Below are 15,881 nucleotides of genomic sequence, written 5' to 3'. Positions count from 1 at the left end.
GTACGTCAGTGCTTGTCGCCCTGGGCCTCAAGACGCTTGTACGAGGCCTCGATCTCGGCCTCCGCCTCGGTACGGCCGACCCAGTCGGCGCCCTCGACGGACTTGCCCGGCTCCAGGTCCTTGTAGACCTCGAAGAAGTGCTGGATCTCCAGGCGGTCGAACTCCGACACGTGGTGGATGTCGCGCAGGTGCTCCACCCGCGGGTCCGACGCGGGGACGCACAGCAGCTTGTCGTCGCCGCCGGCCTCGTCCGTCATCCGGAACATGCCGATGGCACGGCACTTGATGAGGCATCCGGGGAACGTCGGCTCGTCCAGAATGACCAGCGCGTCCAGCGGGTCGCCGTCCTCGCCGAGGGTGTTCTCGACGAAGCCGTAGTCGGCCGGGTAGCTGGTCGAGGTGAAGAGTCGACGGTCCAGGCGGATCCGACCGGTCTCGTGGTCCACCTCGTACTTGTTCCGCGAACCCTTCGGGATCTCGATGGTGACGTCGAACTCCACGGGTGGCTCCTCCATGATCAACACATACGACTGGTGGTTAAGTGTCCCCCACGCAGAAGAGTGCTCGCGAAAGGGGCTGGTCAACGGTGGCCGAGCCGGTGGAAGAACCGTCGAACCGCCCGTCGGACCCCTGGGGCCGGATCAAGAACCTGAAGAGCAAGCGCAACGGGTCCAACACCTGGCAGGTCGTCGCAGGCTCCGCCGTGCTCGGCCTGGTCGTGGCCACCGGCGCCGTCCTCGCCGCCGGTCCCTGGGACAACGGTCAGCGTAAGGCCGAGCGGCAGCTCGCAGCCGCCGCGGACCGCACAGGTGGCGCACATCACGGCCGCAGGCTGCCCGGCGCCCCCGAACCGGCCCCCAGCGCCTCCGCCGTCCTGGGCGCCCTCGACACCACCGTCACCCGTTCCGCCCCCCAGGACCCCGCGAGTCTGCGCACCGCTCTCGCCCCGCTCATCGGCGAGCCCGCACTCGGCACCCGGGTCGCCGCCTCCGTCATCGACACCGCCACCGGCAAGCAGCTGTACGGGCGCGGCGCCACCGCCCCGATGACCCCGGCCTCCACCGTCAAGATCGCCACCGCCACCGCGGCGCTCTCCGCCCTCGGCCCCGACCACCGCATCGCCACCACCGTCCGGCTCTCCGAGGACGCCCGCACCCTGACCCTGGTCGGCGGCGGCGACCCCACCCTGAGCCCGGCCGCCCTGGCCTCGATGGCCGCCACCGCGGCCCGCGCGATCGAGGAGGCCGACGCCACCGGCGTACGGCTCACCTACGACGTCTCCCGCTACACCGGCCCCGTGCTCCACCCGATCAGCCCCAACGACAACATCGCCCCCGTCACCGCCCTGATGGTGAACGAGGGCCGCCTCAACGGCACGGACCGCGGCCACGCCCCCCGTACGGAGGACCCGGCCGGGGACGCCGCCCGCGCCTTCGCCGCCCAGCTGAGGAAGGCCGGCGTCAAGGTCACCGGCGCCCCCCGCGAGGCCCGGGCGCCCGGCAAGACCCGCACCGTCGCCACCCACCACTCCGCCCCGCTCTCCGCCCTCGTCGAGCGCACCCTCACCAACAGCGACAACGACATCGCCGAGGCCCTCGCCCGGCAGACCGCGATCGCCACCGGCGAGAGCGCCGACTTCGCCGGGGCCCGCCGCGCCGTCACCGCCGAACTCGGGAAACTCAAGGTGCCCACCGCCGGAGCCCGCCTCGCCGACGGCAGCGGACTCGACCGCGAGGGCCGGGTCACCGCCACCCTCCTCACCACCCTCCTCGCCCGCGCCGCCGACCCGGACCGGCCCGAGCTGCGCCCCGTCCTCACCGGCCTCCCGGTCGCCGGCTTCAGCGGCACGCTGAGCACCCGCTACGAGGACGCCCCCGGCGCCACCGGCCTGGTCCGCGCCAAGACCGGCACCCTCAACCGCGTCAACTCCCTCGCCGGAACCGTCGTCGACCCGCAGGGACGGCTGCTCGCCTTCGCCTTCCTCGCCTCCGGCTCCACCTCGCCGGCCGCGGCCGAATCCGCCCTCGACGCCCTGGCCGCCGCGCTCGCCGGACCGGGCGGCTGAGCAGCCATCCGGCACCCGGAGAGCGGTGCAAGACCCCACCACCGGGCGAAGGCCTCACGTACGGTTGACGCATGACGAGCATCGGTGGTGCAGAGATGGTCGACTGGAACCTCGCGGTCGCGACCGCGACCCGACTGGTGCGGCCCGGGCCCGAGATCAGCCGCGAGGAGGCCCGCGCCGTCGTCGCGGAGCTCCGGCGGCACGCCAAGGCCTCCGAGGAACACGTCCGCCTCTTCACCCGGATGATCCCGGAAGGGACCGAACCGGAGGACACCCCCGTCCTGGTCGTCGACCGGGCCGGCTGGATCAAGGCCAACGTCGCGGGCTTCCGCGAACTGCTGCGCCCGCTGCTCGCCAAGATGGAGAGCCGGCGCTCCGGCGGACCCGGCGGTGCCGTGCTCGGTGCGGTCGGCGGCAAGGTCACCGGCGTCGAGCTGGGCATGCTGCTCTCGTTCCTCGCCTCCCGGGTGCTCGGCCAGTACGAGACGTTCGCCCCCGCCACCCGCGAGCTCCCCGCCGCCCCGAACGGCGGTGGACGGCTGCTGCTGGTCGCCCCCAACATCGTCCACGTGGAGCGGGAGCTCGACGTGGACCCGCACGACTTCCGGCTCTGGGTCGCCCTCCACGAGGAGACCCACCGCACCCAGTTCACCGGTGTCCCCTGGCTCCGCGACCACCTCCAGGGCGAGATCCAGACCTTCCTGGACGAGACCGACGTCGACCCGATGACCTTCCTGGAGCGGCTGCGCGAGGCCGCCCAGTCGCTCTCCGGCGCCGGCCGCCCCGAGGGCGAGAAGGGCGAGGACGGCGGACGCAGCCTCGTCGACGTCGTGCAGACCCCCGCCCAGCGCGAGGTGCTCGGCCGCCTCACCGCCGTGATGTCCCTCCTCGAAGGCCACGCGGACTTCGTGATGGACGGCGTCGGCCCCGAAGTCGTCGGCTCCGTCTCCGAGATCCGGGAGAAGTTCCAGCGGCGCCGGGCCCAGGGCGCCGGCCGGCTCGACCAGGCACTGCGCAAGCTGCTCGGCCTGGACGCCAAGCTCCGGCAGTACAAGGACGGCGAGAAGTTCGTACGATCGGTCGTCGAAGAGGTCGGCATGGACGGCTTCAACCGCGTCTGGACCTCGCCCAACACCCTGCCCACCAAGGCGGAGATCGCCAAACCCGCGGAGTGGGTCGCGCGGGTGCACCGTAAGGCCGAATCGTGACCCTTTCCCGGCCCAGGACCGGGAAACTGCCCTCCAATCACCCATCCGAGGGACCATGAGGGCATGGGAAGGCGTGCAATGCTCGATGAACAGCTTGCCTCTGTCACCATCGACGCACTCTGAGTGACGGGACTCACGCGTTCCGGCGCTCGACGCTCCTCCCGAATCTCCACGAAGGGCACCGGACATGGGTCCCCATCCTGCGGTCGCGGCGATACGCCTGGCGGTCCGCCGCGTACTCCACGACGTCCTCACCGAATTCCACCGGCACGAAGGCCCCGGCGGCCCCGGCCGGCCCGGAGCGGAGGCCCGGCGCACCGCGCCCGCCGCCTCCCGCTACGCCGAGGCCGGTACGGCGGGCAGCTCCCGCACCGCCCTCCCCGAACGGCCCGCCGCCCCGCTGGTCCTCGTCGCCTGCTCCGGCGGCGCCGACTCCATGGCGCTCGCCTCGGCCCTCGCCTTCGAGGCCCGCAAGCTCGACGTCCGGGCCGGCGGCATCACCGTCGACCACAACCTCCAGCCGGGATCCGGCCTCCGCGCCGCCGAGGTCGTCACCCGGCTCGCCGCCATGGACCTCGACCCCGTCGAGGCCGTCGCCGTGCACGTCGGACGCGAGGGCGGCCCCGAGGCCGCCGCCCGCGACGCCCGCTACGCCGCGCTGGACGCCGCCGCCGAACGCCACGGCGCCGCCGCCGTGCTGCTCGGCCACACCCGCGACGACCAGGCCGAGACCGTCCTCCTCGGGCTCGCCCGCGGCTCCGGCATCCGCTCGCTCTCCGGCATGGCCGCCGCCTCCGGGCCGGCCGGCCGCTACCGCCGCCCCTTCCTCCAGCTGGACCGGCAGACCGCCCGCAAGGCCTGCCTGGTCCAGTCGATCCCCGTCTGGGACGACCCGCACAACATCGACCCCGCCTACACCCGCTCCCGCCTGCGCCACGAGGGCCTGCCCGCCCTGGAGAAGGCGCTCGGCAAAGGTGTCGTCGAGGCCCTCGCCCGGACGGCCCAGCTCTCCCGGGACGACGCCGACGCGCTGGACACCTGGGCCGCCGAGGCCGAGCTCGCCGTACGCGACGACACCGGCCAGCTGGAGTGCGCCAAGCTCTACGTCCTGCCGCCCGCGGTACGCCGCCGGGTGCTGCGCCGGGCCGTCATCGAGGCCGGTGCGCCCGCCGGCTCCCTCTTCGCCCGCCATCTCGAAGAAGTCGACCGCCTGATCACCGGCTGGCGCGGCCAGCGGGCCATCAACCTGCCCGGCCGCGTCGAGGCCCGACGCCAGGGTGGCAGACTGGTCATTCGGCAGAGCTGACGCGCAAGCGGCTGAAACGCAGGCGAAACAGCCGGGCCGGGCCCGGGGCGCACCCCGGGCCCGGCAGGCAGAGAAAGAGACGTGGGTGAACGAGAAGGACATGGGTACCGACCTTCAGTCGGTGCTCCTCACCAAGGAAGAGATCGACGCGAAGCTCGTCGAACTGGCCGCGAAGATCGACGCGGAGTACGCGGGCAAGGACCTGCTCCTCGTCGGCGTCCTCAAGGGCGCGGTGATGGTCATGGCGGACCTGGCGCGCGCGCTGTCCACCCCCGTCACGATGGACTGGATGGCCGTCTCCTCGTACGGGGCGGGCACCCAGTCCTCCGGTGTCGTCCGGATCCTCAAGGACCTGGACACCGACATCAAGGGCAAGCACGTCCTGATCGTCGAGGACATCATCGACTCGGGCCTGACGCTGTCCTGGCTGCTGTCCAACCTGGGCTCCCGGGAGCCGGCCTCGCTCGAGGTCTGCACCCTGCTGCGCAAGCCGGACGCCGCCAAGGTCGCGATCGACGTGAAGTGGATCGGCTTCGACATCCCCAACGAGTTCGTCGTCGGCTACGGCCTGGACTACGCGGAGAAGTACCGCAACCTCCCGTTCGTCGGCACGCTCGCCCCGCACGTCTACGGCGGCTGACCCCCGGGAACCCTGGCCGCCTTCGGGCCGTTGAAGCTTCGAAAGCGGGTTTCTCCGCCGCACCCAGCGGTCGCGGGCGCCCCCGCTGGGGTACCGTCCGAAGAACACTCTTTTCAAACAGCAGCATTTACCTAGGCAGGAGGGACGGGGCGACTTCGCTCCGTATGGATGGACGTGAAGCGATACTTCCGTGGGCCGGTCATGTGGATCGTGCTGGCCGTCCTCGCCGTGGTCGTGTTGATGCAGGTCGTCGGCTCGTCGGGCGGCTACAAGACGGTGGACACCGGCAAGGTGATCCAGGCGATCAGCAAGGACCAGGTGGAGCAGGCCAAGCTGACCACCGGTGACGAACAGATTCTCAAGATCGAACTTAAGGACGGCCAGAAGCTCGCCGGTGAGTCCGGCAACAAGTTCCAGGCGAGCTACATCGGCAACCAGGGCGTCGAGCTCGCCGACACGCTGCAGCAGAAGTTCGAGGCGGGTGACATCGAGAAGGGTTACACCGTCTCGCCGTCGAAGCAGTCCCCGTTCGTCTCGATCCTCCTCTCGCTGCTGCCCTTCGTCCTGATCGTCGTCGTCTTCCTGTTTCTGATGAACCAGATGCAGGGTGGCGGCTCCAAGGTCATGCAGTTCGGCAAGTCCAAGGCCAAGCTGATCACCAAGGACACCCCGAAGACGACCTTCGCCGATGTGGCGGGGTCCGACGAGGCGGTCGAGGAGCTCCACGAGATCAAGGAGTTCCTCCAGGAGCCGGCGAAGTTCCAGGCCGTCGGCGCCAAGATCCCCAAGGGCGTCCTGCTCTACGGGCCGCCCGGTACGGGCAAGACGCTGCTCGCACGCGCCGTCGCCGGCGAAGCGGGCGTGCCGTTCTACTCGATCTCCGGGTCCGACTTCGTCGAGATGTTCGTCGGTGTCGGTGCCTCCCGTGTGCGTGACCTCTTCGAGCAGGCCAAGGCGAACGCCCCGGCGATCGTCTTCGTCGACGAGATCGACGCCGTCGGCCGGCACCGCGGTGCCGGTATGGGCGGCGGTCACGACGAGCGCGAGCAGACGCTCAACCAGCTGCTCGTCGAGATGGACGGGTTCGACGTGAAGGGCGGGGTCATCCTGATCGCCGCCACGAACCGCCCGGACATCCTCGACCCGGCCCTCCTGCGCCCGGGACGCTTCGACCGGCAGATCGCGGTCGACCGCCCCGACATGCTGGGCCGGCTGGAGATCCTCAAGGTCCACCAGAAGGGCAAGCCGGTGGCGAAGGACGTCGATCTCGGCGCCGTCGCCCGCCGCACGCCCGGCTTCACCGGTGCCGACCTGTCGAACGTGCTGAACGAGGCCGCGCTCCTGACGGCGCGCAGCAACAGGAAGCTCATCGACAACGAGATGCTCGACGAGGCCATCGACCGCGTCGTGGCGGGCCCGCAGAAGCGGACCCGGATCATGTCCGAGAAGGAAAAGAAGATCACCGCGTACCACGAGGGCGGACACGCCCTGGTCGCGGCGGCCTCCCCCCAGTCGGACCCGGTCCACAAGATCACGATCCTCTCCCGCGGCCGCGCCCTCGGTTACACGATGGTGCTCCCGGAGGAGGACAAGTACTCCACGACCCGCAACGAGATGCTCGACCAGCTGGCGTACATGCTGGGCGGGCGCGCGGCCGAGGAACTGGTCTTCCACGACCCGACCACCGGCGCTGCGAACGACATCGAGAAGGCCACCGCAACGGCCCGCGCGATGGTCACGCAGTACGGCATGACGGAGCGGCTCGGCGCCATCAAGTTCGGCGGCGACAACACCGAGCCCTTCCTGGGCCGGGAGATGGGCCACCAGCGCGATTACTCGGAAGAGGTCGCGGCGCTCGTCGACGAAGAGGTCAAGAAGCTCATCGACAGCGCGCACCACGACGCGTGGGAGATCCTCGTCGAGAACCGCGACATCCTCGACGCCCTCGTGCTCGAACTCCTGGAGAAGGAGACGCTCGGCAAGGAGCAGATCGCGGAGATCTTCGCCCCGATCGTCAAGCGTCCCGCCCGTCCGGCGTGGACCGGCTCCGCCCGGCGCACCCCGTCGACGCGGCCCCCGGTGCTCTCTCCGAAGGAGCTGGCGCTCACCAACGGCGCTTCCACCGCCAACGGTTCGGCCGCCCCGCCGGAGATCGCCCCGACGGACCTGACGAAGGACATCGCCCCGTCCACCGAGGCGATCCCCGAGGAGCGTCCCGAGAGCTAGTCCCGGACCGCTTCCGGTGAGACCCCCGTCACGGGGGGAGCACCGGTCCCGGAATGGATGCCGCGCCCCCCAGGTTTTAGCCTGTGGGGGCGCGGCTTTTCCGTATGCCTGCGATGTCCACGTGCGAACCGCGCACGGGGCAGCACAGAGGAACGAGGCACAGATGACCGACCCGGTGACGCTGGACGGCCAGGGATCGATCGGCGATTTCGACGAGAAGCGGGCCGAGGCGGCCGTACGCGAACTGCTCCTCGCCGTCGGAGAGGACCCGGACCGCGAGGGCCTGAGGGAGACACCGGGGCGGGTGGCACGGGCGTACAAGGAGATACTCGCGGGCCTCCGCCAGGAGCCGGAGGACGTGCTGACCACGACGTTCGACCTCGGGCACGACGAGATGGTCCTGGTGAAGGACATCGAGATCATGTCCCTCTGCGAGCACCACCTCCTGCCCTTCCACGGGGTCGCGCACGTCGGCTACATCCCGGCCGACACGGGCAAGATCACCGGCCTGTCCAAGCTGGCCCGGCTGGTGGACGTCTTCGCCCGCAGGCCGCAGGTGCAGGAGCGCCTCACCACGCAGGTGGCGGATTCGCTCATGCGCATCCTGGAAGCACGCGGCGCGATCGTCGTGATCGAGGCGGAGCACATGTGCATGTCGGTACGGGGCATCCGCAAGCCGGGCGCGAAGACCATCACCTCGGCGGTGCGCGGCCAGCTCCGCGCCCCCGCGACCCGAGCCGAGGCGATGAGCCTCATCATGGCGCGCTGATCGTTGCGCTGACTCCGTCCGGCGGCCGCCGAGGGCGGTTCCGGCCACAACGGCACGACGGCACGGGCCCGGCACCGCCTCAGGCGGCGGCCGCGCCCGTGCCGTCGTGGTTGTCGTCGCTGTCCTCGGGGAGGCGGCAGACGCGCTCCAGGAAGAAGGCGGCCGCGATGACCGCGATGCCCGCCACCACCGCCGCGCCGGCGTAGATGGCCTGGTCGCGGCGGGGCGGGACGTCGAGGAACGAGAGCAGGAAGACGCCCGTGCCGCCGTAGACCCCGGCGACCAGGGCCGTGACCAGGGCACTCGCCTGACCGAAGACGACCGCACGGGCCGCCATCAGGGGCTCGACGCCCTTGGCGCCGGGGCGGCGCTCCCGCTGGGCGCGGAGGCGGGCACGCAGGGAGAGCGCGGTGGCGAGGAGGATCGCCGCGATCACGGCGAGCACGATCGACGCGGCCAGCGGCACGCTCGGGAGTGTGCCGAGGGAGTCCCAGAGGCGTGCGCCACCCCAGGAGAGGACGCCGGCGGCGACGAAGAGGCCCGCCAGTACCCCGAGCCGTAGTTGCTTCACCGCGTGAGCCGCCCTTCGTCGCCTGTGTTCCTGTCCTGCCCGCTGCCCGTCGAGACTAACGACTACTCCGGCAGCCGTAGTTCCAGGTCGGCGCGGGGCAGGACTCCGTCACGGCCGACCCCGTCGAGCAGCTCGGCGACCGGGCCTGCGCCCGGCAGCTGGGCCTCGGGGTCCACGTCGTGCCAGGGGGCGAGGACGAAGGCCCGCTCACGGGCGCGGGGGTGGGGGAGGGTGAGCACCGGGTCGTCGGAGAGGACATCGGCGTACGACACGATGTCGACGTCGATGGTGCGCGGGCCCCACCGCTCCTCGCGGACCCGGTCGAAGGCCTCCTCGACGGCCTGGCCGCGCTCCAGCAGGGAGGCGGGGGGCAGTGTCGTCTTCACGAGGATGACCGCGTTGAAGTACGAGGGCTGGCTGCCCTCGGCGACGCCCCAGGGCTCCGTCTCGTACACCGGGGAGACGGCTTTGACCCGCAGGCCCGGGGTGTCCTCCAGCGCGTCGACGGCGCCCTGGAGGGTCTCCAGCCGGTTGCCCAGGTTGGAGCCGAGGGCGATCACGGCCATCTTGGGGTTGGAGAGGGTGATGTCGGCGGCGTCCACCTGCTTGACGACGGCGGTGGGCACCGGCTGCACGGTCGGGTCGCTCTGCCCCTCGGTGGAAAACGCAGTCATGCTCGGCTCCGGGTGATGGTGATGGTCACGTCGTCGAAGGGGACGGTGATCGGCGCGTCCGGCTTGTGCACCACCACCTCGACCTCCTGGACACCTTCGTGCTTCAGGCACTGCTGGGCGATGCGCTCGGCGAGCGTCTCGATCAGGTCGACCGGCTCACCCGTCACCACGTCGACGACCTCCTCGGCCACCACGCCGTAGTGCACGGTGCGGGCCAGGTCGTCGGTGGCTGCCGCGGGGCGGGTGTCGAGGCCGAGCACCAGGTCGACGATGAAGGTCTGGCCCTCTTCCCGTTCCCGGGGGAAGACACCGTGGTGCCCACGGGCCTTGAGGCCGCGCAGCGCGACACGATCCACGCGAATCACTCCTGCTGTTGTTGGTCCAAGAGGCATCCGGCCGCGTGCGGGCGGCAAGGTGCCTTCTTTCGAATCTACCTGCGAGCACCGACAGTGCTCGCCCGTGGGGGCTATGGACAGCGCCTCACGGGGCTGGTAGCCGCCCATACCCCGCGGCCGTGGATTCCAACCCATCCGGAGGGGTCGCCACCCGGGAGAGTGGCTCCGCGTCCTCAGGAAGGGGACTCCTCGTCGTCGTCCTCGTCGGTCTCCGCCAGGACGGGCGAGCCGTGGTGGGACCAGAGCTTCCAGCCCTCGGGCGTGCGCCGGAACACGTTCGTGGCGACGACCAGCTGGCCCACCAGCGGACCCAGCGCGTCGCCGTCCTCGGCCGGGCCGCCGCTGAGGATGTTCTCGGTGCAGGTGACCAGGGCGGTGTCTCCGGTCATCGCCACGTTGACGTCGGTGAGGAAGAACTGGATGTACTCGGTGTTCGCCATGATCAGCGCGTAGCTGCGCAGCACGTCGCCCCGGCCCGTGAGCACCGGCCACCCCGGGTGGACGCAGGAGACGGTGAGGTCCTCGCCCGGCAGCCAGAGGCCGGAGAGGGCTTCGTGGTCGCCGCGTTCCAGTGCTTCGTAGAAGGCGGTGTTGGCCGTCTCGACCTCCGCGATGTCGGCGGCGGCCGACGCGTGGTCCTCGTTCACGCGGCTCCCTCGACGGCACGGGCGACCCGTACCGCGTCGGCGGTGGCCCCCACCTCGTGGACGCGGACCGCCCAGGCCCCGGCCCGGGCGGCGAGGGCGGAGACCGCCGCGGTCGCCGCGTCGCGTTCGCGGGCGGGCGGCAGGGAGGCGCCGGGGCCGGCCAGGACGTGGCCGAGGAAGCGTTTGCGGGAGGCGGCCACCAGCAGCGGGCGGCCCAGCGCGTGCAGCTCGTCCAGGTGTGCGACGAGTGCCAGGTCGTGGGGGGCGTTCTTCGCGAAGCCGAGGCCGGGGTCGATCACGACGCGTTCCGGGTCGAGGCCGCCCGCGATCACGGCGTCCATCCGCTGCCGCAGCTCCGCGAGGACCTCGGCGACCACGTCCTCGTACACCGCGCGGCTGTTCATGGACTCGCTGAAGCCGCGCCAGTGCATCACGACGAACGGGACCTCGGCGGCGGCGACGGCCGGGATCATGTCCGGGTCCGCGAGACCGCCGCTCACGTCGTTGACCAGGACGGCCCCGGCGGTGACGGCCTTCTCGGCGACGCGGGCGCGCATGGTGTCCACGGAGACCGTGACGCCCTCGGAGGCCAGCCCCTTCACCACAGGGATGACCCGCCGCAGCTCCTCCGACTCGTCCACCCGGCTGGCGCCGGGGCGGGTCGACTCACCGCCGACGTCGACCAGGTCGGCACCCTCGGACACCAGGTCGAGGCCGTGCTTCACCGCGGCCGTGGTGTCGAACCAGCGGCCCCCGTCGGAGAAGGAGTCGGGCGTCACGTTGACGACCCCCATGACCGCACAGCGGTCCCACTCCGGCAGCCCTCGTACCGTGCCCCGCGTGCGTGACGTACTCATACCACCAGCCTAGGCCCGCGCCGCCGCCCGTCATGCCGCGCGTACCTCGTGCTCCGGGGCGCTGCGCAGCGTGTGGCCGCAGGGGCGGGGGGAGCGGGAGCGGAACGGGCGGGGCAGCGAGAGGTTCACGAACCCCTCGGCCTGCATCGCCGCGATCCCGATCCGCGGCAGGTCCCGGCTGGTGCGGAAGACCACGAAGCGGGGCTCCCAGCGGGGCCGGAACTTGGCGTTGAACTTGTACAGCGACTCGATCTGGAACCAGCGGGAGAGGAAGATCAGCAGTCCGCGCCAGCAGCGCAGCACCGGCCCGGCGCCCAGCCGCTCGCCGCGGGCCAGGGCGGAGCGGAACATCGCGAAGTTCAGCGAGACCCGGGCGACGCCGAGCTTCCCGGCGGCCTGCAGCGAGGCGACGATCAGGAGCTCGTTCATGCCGGGGTCGGCCGAGCGGTCGCGGCGCATCAGCTCCAGGGACATCCCGTCGCGCCCCCAGGGGACGAAGTGGAGGACGGCCTTCAGGTCGCCGTGCGGTCCGTCCCCGGAGCCGGGCAGATGGGCGGTGGCGATCACGCAGTCCCCGTCGGCGGGGTCGCCGATCCGGCCGAGCGCCATGGAGAAGCCGCGCTCGGTGTCGGTGCCGCGCCAGTCGGCGGCGGCCCGGCGGATGCGCTCCAGCTCGGTGGCGCCGATGTCACGTGCCCGCCGGACCCGGGTCTCGTAGCCGTTGCGTTCGATGCGCCCCACCATCTGGCGTACGTTCCGCATGGCCCGCCCGGCGAGGGAGAAATCCGCGACATCGACCACCGCCTCGTCGCCCAGCTCCAGGGCGGTCAGCCCGGTCTCGCGGGTCCAGACCTCGCCGCCGCGCTCGCTGCACCCCATCACGGCGGGGGTCCAGGAGTGCGCCTTCGCCTCGTCCATGAACCGTTCGATGGCGCCCGGCCAGGCCTCCACGTCACCGATGGGGTCGCCCCCGGCCAGCATCACCCCGGAGACGACCCGGTAGCAGACGGCGGCCTTGCCGCTGGGGGAGAAGACGACGGCCTTGTCGCGGCGGAGCGCGAAGTGGCCGAGCGAGTCGCGGCCGCCGTGCGTCTCCAGCAGCGCCCGCAGCCGGCTCTCGTCGTCCTCGGTGAGGCGGGCTGCCGGGTGTTCGGGGCGGAAGGCGAGGTAGATGGTGGTGACGGCGGTCAGCAGGCCGAGCGCGCCGAGCGAGTAGGCGACGGTCCAGCTGGTCCGCCCGGCGTAGTCGACCGGGCCTTCGACGCCGAAGAGGCCGTACAGCACGTGCTGGAGCCGGTCCGCGATGGACGGGTCACCGACGACCCGGCCGGGGTGGACGGAGACGATGACCAGCCCGAGGGCCAGCGAACCGGCGCCGAGCAGAACGAAGTTGGCCAGCGCCCGCCAGCGGCTGCGCGGGTCGGGCAGGGCGCGGAACTGGTCCCGGTGGCGGACGAGCAGGTAGCAGAGCGTCAGGGAGACCAGGACGCCGACGACCGAGTGACGGTACGCGAACTGCGCCGCGGCCCCCGCCGGCAGCAGCACCACCGCCGCCCGCCAGGCCCGCCGCTTGTGCCGCTTCAGCCCGTGCGCGAGCAGGAGCAGCAGCATGCCCGCGCTCAGCGAGAGCGCGGCGGCGAACGGGCCGAGCGCCCCGGGGAGCACTTCGGCGAGGGTGTGCATCCGGCTGTGCCGGAAGCGGGGGAAGACCCCGGCCGCCACGTCGATCAGCCCGACGACGGTGCAGGCGGTGCCGACGACGACCGGTACGGATTCGGGGCGGGGGCCGCGCAGAAGCCGCCTCATGCGCTGCGGAACCGACACCGATTTATCCCCATCTACCGTGACAGACATCGCTTCCGTGGCTCCAGTCGGGATCGGGATTCCTTCAGTCCGTCGGCCGTGGCCCTGCGGACGATGTGCGCCCTCTAGGACGGGGGTTGCGCTGTGAAGGTTCATTCACATTCCGGAAATTTCGCACGCCGAATCGCAGAGAGAGCTCGCTCATGGGTCTCACCAGCAAGGTAGTTCTGGCGGTCGTGGCGGCCGCCGCCGTGGCGCTGTTCGCCGCCACGGTCCGGCTCTGGCCGCGCCTGGCCCGGCGGAGCGCCGCAGCGGTGACCGGCCGGGTCGGGCTGCTGCTGGCGACCCAGCTGACGCTGTTCGCCTCGGTCGGCCTGGCGGCCAACAACGCGTTCCTCTTCTACGGTTCCTGGGCCGACCTCTTCGGCCAGGAACAGGACCTGGGCGTGGTCACCGACCACACGGACGGGGAGCCCGGCCCGCGGAGCATGACGCGGATCGGCACCCAGCGGCCGGACGTGCCGGGCGGCGCGGTGCCGGCGGCGGGCGGGCGGATCGACAAGGTGGTGATCTCCGGGCGGCGATCGGGCATCGAGTCCCCGGCGTACGTCTATCTGCCGCCGGAGTACTTCCGGAGCGGCCGGGCCGGGCGGACGTTCCCGGCGGTGGTGGTGCTGACCGGCTACCCGGGGACGGCGGAGAACCTTCTCAAGGGCCTGCGTTACCCCCAGACGGCACACGAGCGCGTGAAGGCGGGCAGGGCGCAGCCGATGATCCTGGTGATGCTGCGGCCGACGGTGGCCCCGCCGCGGGACACCGAGTGCGTGGACATCCCGAAGGGGCCGCAGACGGAGACGTTCTTCGCGAAGGACCTCCCGGAGGCGATCGCGCAGTCCTACCGGGTCGGGAAGCAGGCCCGTAACTGGGGCATCATCGGCAACTCCACGGGCGGCTACTGCGCGTTGAAGATCGGGCTGCACCACCCGGACCGGTACGCGGCGAGCGCCGGGCTCTCCGCGTACTACAAGGCCGCCGAGGACCCGACGACCGGGGACCTGTTCCACGGGAACCAGGCACTGCGGAAGCGGGCCGACCTGCTGTGGACGCTGGAGAACCGGCCTCCGTCCGGCGGCTCCTTCCTGGTGACGACGTCACGGCAGGGCGAGGGGAACCGGGACAGCACGATGAAGTTCATCGGGAAGGTGAAGAAGCCCGCCGCGGTGTCGTCGATCGTGCTGGACAGCGGCGGGCACAACTTCACGACCTGGCGGCGGGAGATCCCGCCCGCCCTGGAGTGGCTGAGCGGGCGGCTCAAGGCGGAGTGAGGCGTTCCGAGCGGGCCCAGGGCCGGCCGGGCGGCCCCGGGGGCGGAGGCGTTCCGGGCGGGCCCGGGCCGGGCCGGGCGGCTCAGCGCGCGGTGTGTGCCCCGTTCATGCCGTGGCGACCGTCTCCACGGCGACCTCCGCGCGCGGCAGCGCCTGGGCGTCCGCGTCGATCGAGCGGCGCAGCGCCTCGTGCAGCCGGGCGGGGGTCAGCACACCGAGGAAGTGGCCCTCGCTCTCCTTGTCGATGACCGCGATCCACCCCGCGTCGTGCTGGAGCATGGTGGCGAACGCCTGCTTGAGCGGGGCGCCGAGCGGGAGCCAGGCCTCCATCCGGCGGGCGTGCTCGCGGACGGTTCCCTTCGCCGTCGGGGAGGCCGCGCTGTCGGCGGGGATCCAGCCGTGCAGGTTGTCCCGGCCGTCCAGGACGACGGCCCACCGCGCGCCCTCGGACCGGAGCCGTGCGGTGGCCTCGGCGAGGGAGTCGTCGAGGTGGACGACCGGGGGCTGGTCGAGGTCGCTCTCCTCGATCGGGGTCACCGACAGGCGCTTGAGCCCGCGGTCGGCGCCGACGAAGTCGGCCACGTACGGGGTCGCGGGGGCGCCGAGGACGGTGGCGGGGGAGTCGAACTGCTCGATGCGGCCCTGCCCGTATACGGCGATCCGGTCGCCGAGGCGGACGGCTTCCTCGATGTCGTGGGTGACGAACAGCACGGTCTTACGGACCCGGGCCTGGAGTTTCAGGAATTCGTTCTGGAGCCGTTCGCGGACCACCGGGTCGACCGCTCCGAAAGGCTCGTCCATCAGCAGGACGGGTGGATCGGCGGCCAGGGCGCGGGCGACGCCGACACGTTGGCGCTGACCGCCGGAGAGCTGTTCCGGATAGCGGTCGCCGTAGACGGAAGGGTCGAGTCCGACGAGGTCGAGCAGTTCGGCGGCGCGTTCGCGTCCCTTTCCGCGTTTCCAGCCGAGGAGATGGGGGACGGTCGCGGTGTTCTCCAGCACCGTCTTGTGCGGGAAGAGGCCCACCTGCTGGATCACATAGCCGATGCGGCGGCGGAGTTCGACGGGGTCGATGGCCGATATGTCGTCCCCGTCGAGGAATATCGTGCCCTCGGTCGGTTCGATCAGCCGGTTCACCATCTTCATGGTGGTCGTCTTGCCACAGCCGGAAGGTCCGACGAGCGTGACCAGTTCACCCTCGGCGACCTCGAAGGAAAGGTCGTCGACGGCGGTGGTGCCGTCCGCGTACCGCTTGGTGACGTGCTCGAAACGGATCATGATTCCCCATTGTGGAGGGCGTTCTGTGAAGGGCATGTTGCTGGAATGCGACAGCCTCCGCGATTGTCAGTGGTCGAGGATAGGCTCGCCAGACATCAGTTCGACACGGGCGCGACA

Annotated in this window: 15 protein-coding genes; 7 read left to right on the top strand and 8 right to left on the bottom strand. The window is 71.5% G+C overall.

From position 1 onward, the window contains the following. Positions 1-5: 5 nt before the first annotated feature. Positions 6-500: an inorganic diphosphatase gene (locus IE264_RS05340; RefSeq protein WP_015609366.1), complete on the bottom strand. Its 495-nt coding sequence runs from the start codon at positions 498-500 to the stop codon at positions 6-8. A gap of 86 nt (positions 501-586) precedes the next feature. On the opposite strand from IE264_RS05340, the gene dacB reads away from it, so the two are divergent. The 6 genes from dacB (at position 587) to folE (ending at position 8,214) form a co-directional block, all read left to right on the top strand. Then, positions 587-2,065, top strand: a complete 1,479-nt coding sequence (dacB, locus tag IE264_RS05335; RefSeq protein WP_032758677.1) for a D-alanyl-D-alanine carboxypeptidase/D-alanyl-D-alanine endopeptidase — start codon at positions 587-589, stop codon at positions 2,063-2,065. Between the two features lie 71 nt (positions 2,066-2,136). Beyond that, complete coding sequence (locus tag IE264_RS05330) at positions 2,137-3,273, top strand: Rv3626c family coenzyme F420 biosynthesis-associated protein (RefSeq protein WP_032758676.1); 1,137 nt, start codon at positions 2,137-2,139, stop codon at positions 3,271-3,273. A 187-nt stretch (positions 3,274-3,460) separates the two neighbouring features. Beyond that, positions 3,461-4,579: a tRNA lysidine(34) synthetase TilS gene (tilS, locus tag IE264_RS05325; RefSeq protein ID WP_032758675.1), complete on the top strand. Its 1,119-nt coding sequence runs from the start codon at positions 3,461-3,463 to the stop codon at positions 4,577-4,579. 100 nt (positions 4,580-4,679) lie between these two features. Beyond that, the gene (gene hpt / locus IE264_RS05320; RefSeq protein WP_030593143.1) at positions 4,680-5,219 is read left to right on the top strand and encodes a hypoxanthine phosphoribosyltransferase; all 540 of its coding nucleotides are present in this window, start codon (positions 4,680-4,682) and stop codon (positions 5,217-5,219) included. Between the two features lie 168 nt (positions 5,220-5,387). Further along, positions 5,388-7,445: an ATP-dependent zinc metalloprotease FtsH gene (gene ftsH, locus IE264_RS05315; protein ID WP_015609361.1), complete on the top strand. Its 2,058-nt coding sequence runs from the start codon at positions 5,388-5,390 to the stop codon at positions 7,443-7,445. Positions 7,446-7,608: 163 nt separating this feature from the next. Beyond that, positions 7,609-8,214 (top strand): GTP cyclohydrolase I FolE, encoded by a 606-nt coding sequence (gene folE / locus IE264_RS05310; RefSeq protein ID WP_015609360.1) that lies wholly within the window; start codon positions 7,609-7,611, stop codon positions 8,212-8,214. A gap of 79 nt (positions 8,215-8,293) precedes the next feature. Here folE and IE264_RS05305 read toward each other — a convergent pair whose 3' ends face one another. From IE264_RS05305 to IE264_RS05280, 6 genes are all read right to left on the bottom strand, one after another. Further along, entirely contained in the window at positions 8,294-8,785 is a 492-nt protein-coding gene (locus IE264_RS05305) for a DUF3180 domain-containing protein (RefSeq protein ID WP_015609359.1), read from the bottom strand. A 62-nt stretch (positions 8,786-8,847) separates the two neighbouring features. Continuing rightward, a complete protein-coding gene (folK, locus tag IE264_RS05300) occupies positions 8,848-9,459 on the bottom strand; it encodes a 2-amino-4-hydroxy-6-hydroxymethyldihydropteridine diphosphokinase (protein ID WP_015609358.1) in 612 nt (203 codons plus the stop codon). Beyond that, positions 9,456-9,815: a dihydroneopterin aldolase gene (gene folB / locus IE264_RS05295; protein WP_003968268.1), complete on the bottom strand. Its 360-nt coding sequence runs from the start codon at positions 9,813-9,815 to the stop codon at positions 9,456-9,458. Before folB ends, folK begins: the two co-directional genes overlap by 4 nt. 212 nt (positions 9,816-10,027) lie before the next feature. Next, entirely contained in the window at positions 10,028-10,501 is a 474-nt protein-coding gene (locus IE264_RS05290; protein ID WP_015609357.1) for a nuclear transport factor 2 family protein, read from the bottom strand. After that, positions 10,498-11,358, bottom strand: a complete 861-nt coding sequence (gene folP / locus IE264_RS05285; RefSeq protein ID WP_435808383.1) for a dihydropteroate synthase — start codon at positions 11,356-11,358, stop codon at positions 10,498-10,500. Before folP ends, IE264_RS05290 begins: the two co-directional genes overlap by 4 nt. Before the next feature lie 30 nt (positions 11,359-11,388). Further along, positions 11,389-13,212 carry a phosphatidylglycerol lysyltransferase domain-containing protein gene (locus tag IE264_RS05280; protein ID WP_051821911.1) on the bottom strand — a complete coding sequence of 608 codons (1,824 nt, stop codon included), beginning with the start codon at positions 13,210-13,212 and terminating at the stop codon, positions 11,389-11,391. 152 nt (positions 13,213-13,364) lie between these two features. On the opposite strand from IE264_RS05280, the gene IE264_RS05275 reads away from it, so the two are divergent. Further along, the gene (locus tag IE264_RS05275) at positions 13,365-14,486 is read left to right on the top strand and encodes an alpha/beta hydrolase (RefSeq protein WP_032758672.1); all 1,122 of its coding nucleotides are present in this window, start codon (positions 13,365-13,367) and stop codon (positions 14,484-14,486) included. Positions 14,487-14,591: 105 nt separating this feature from the next. Here the strand turns inward: IE264_RS05275 and IE264_RS05270 are convergent, their stop codons facing one another. Beyond that, complete coding sequence (locus IE264_RS05270; RefSeq protein ID WP_032758671.1) at positions 14,592-15,764, bottom strand: ABC transporter ATP-binding protein; 1,173 nt, start codon at positions 15,762-15,764, stop codon at positions 14,592-14,594. Positions 15,765-15,881: the final 117 nt, after the last annotated feature.

It is taken from the genome of Streptomyces microflavus (genome assembly GCF_014650075.1).
In the GTDB taxonomy this organism is placed as follows: Bacteria; Actinomycetota; Actinomycetes; order Streptomycetales; family Streptomycetaceae; genus Streptomyces; species Streptomyces microflavus.
Note: the sequence above shows the minus strand (reverse complement) of the source record. Positions and strands in the feature narration are given on the sequence as shown.

Bases quoted from the DNA above. Each gene is read 5' to 3' on its own strand.
- IE264_RS05330 (WP_032758676.1), top strand. From the start codon at position 2,137: ATGACGAGCATCGGTGGTGCAGAGATGGTCGACTGGAACCTCGCGGTC.
- tilS (WP_032758675.1), top strand. From the start codon at position 3,461: ATGGGTCCCCATCCTGCGGTCGCGGCGATACGCCTGGCGGTCCGCCGC.
- hpt (WP_030593143.1), top strand. From the start codon at position 4,680: ATGGGTACCGACCTTCAGTCGGTGCTCCTCACCAAGGAAGAGATCGAC.
- ftsH (WP_015609361.1), top strand. From the start codon at position 5,388: ATGGACGTGAAGCGATACTTCCGTGGGCCGGTCATGTGGATCGTGCTG.
- folE (WP_015609360.1), top strand. From the start codon at position 7,609: ATGACCGACCCGGTGACGCTGGACGGCCAGGGATCGATCGGCGATTTC.
- folK (WP_015609358.1), bottom strand. From the start codon at position 9,459: ATGACTGCGTTTTCCACCGAGGGGCAGAGCGACCCGACCGTGCAGCCG.
- folP (WP_435808383.1), bottom strand. From the start codon at position 11,358: ATGAGTACGTCACGCACGCGGGGCACGGTACGAGGGCTGCCGGAGTGG.
- IE264_RS05280 (WP_051821911.1), bottom strand. From the start codon at position 13,212: ATGTCTGTCACGGTAGATGGGGATAAATCGGTGTCGGTTCCGCAGCGC.
- IE264_RS05275 (WP_032758672.1), top strand. From the start codon at position 13,365: ATGGGTCTCACCAGCAAGGTAGTTCTGGCGGTCGTGGCGGCCGCCGCC.
- IE264_RS05270 (WP_032758671.1), bottom strand. From the start codon at position 15,764: ATGATCCGTTTCGAGCACGTCACCAAGCGGTACGCGGACGGCACCACC.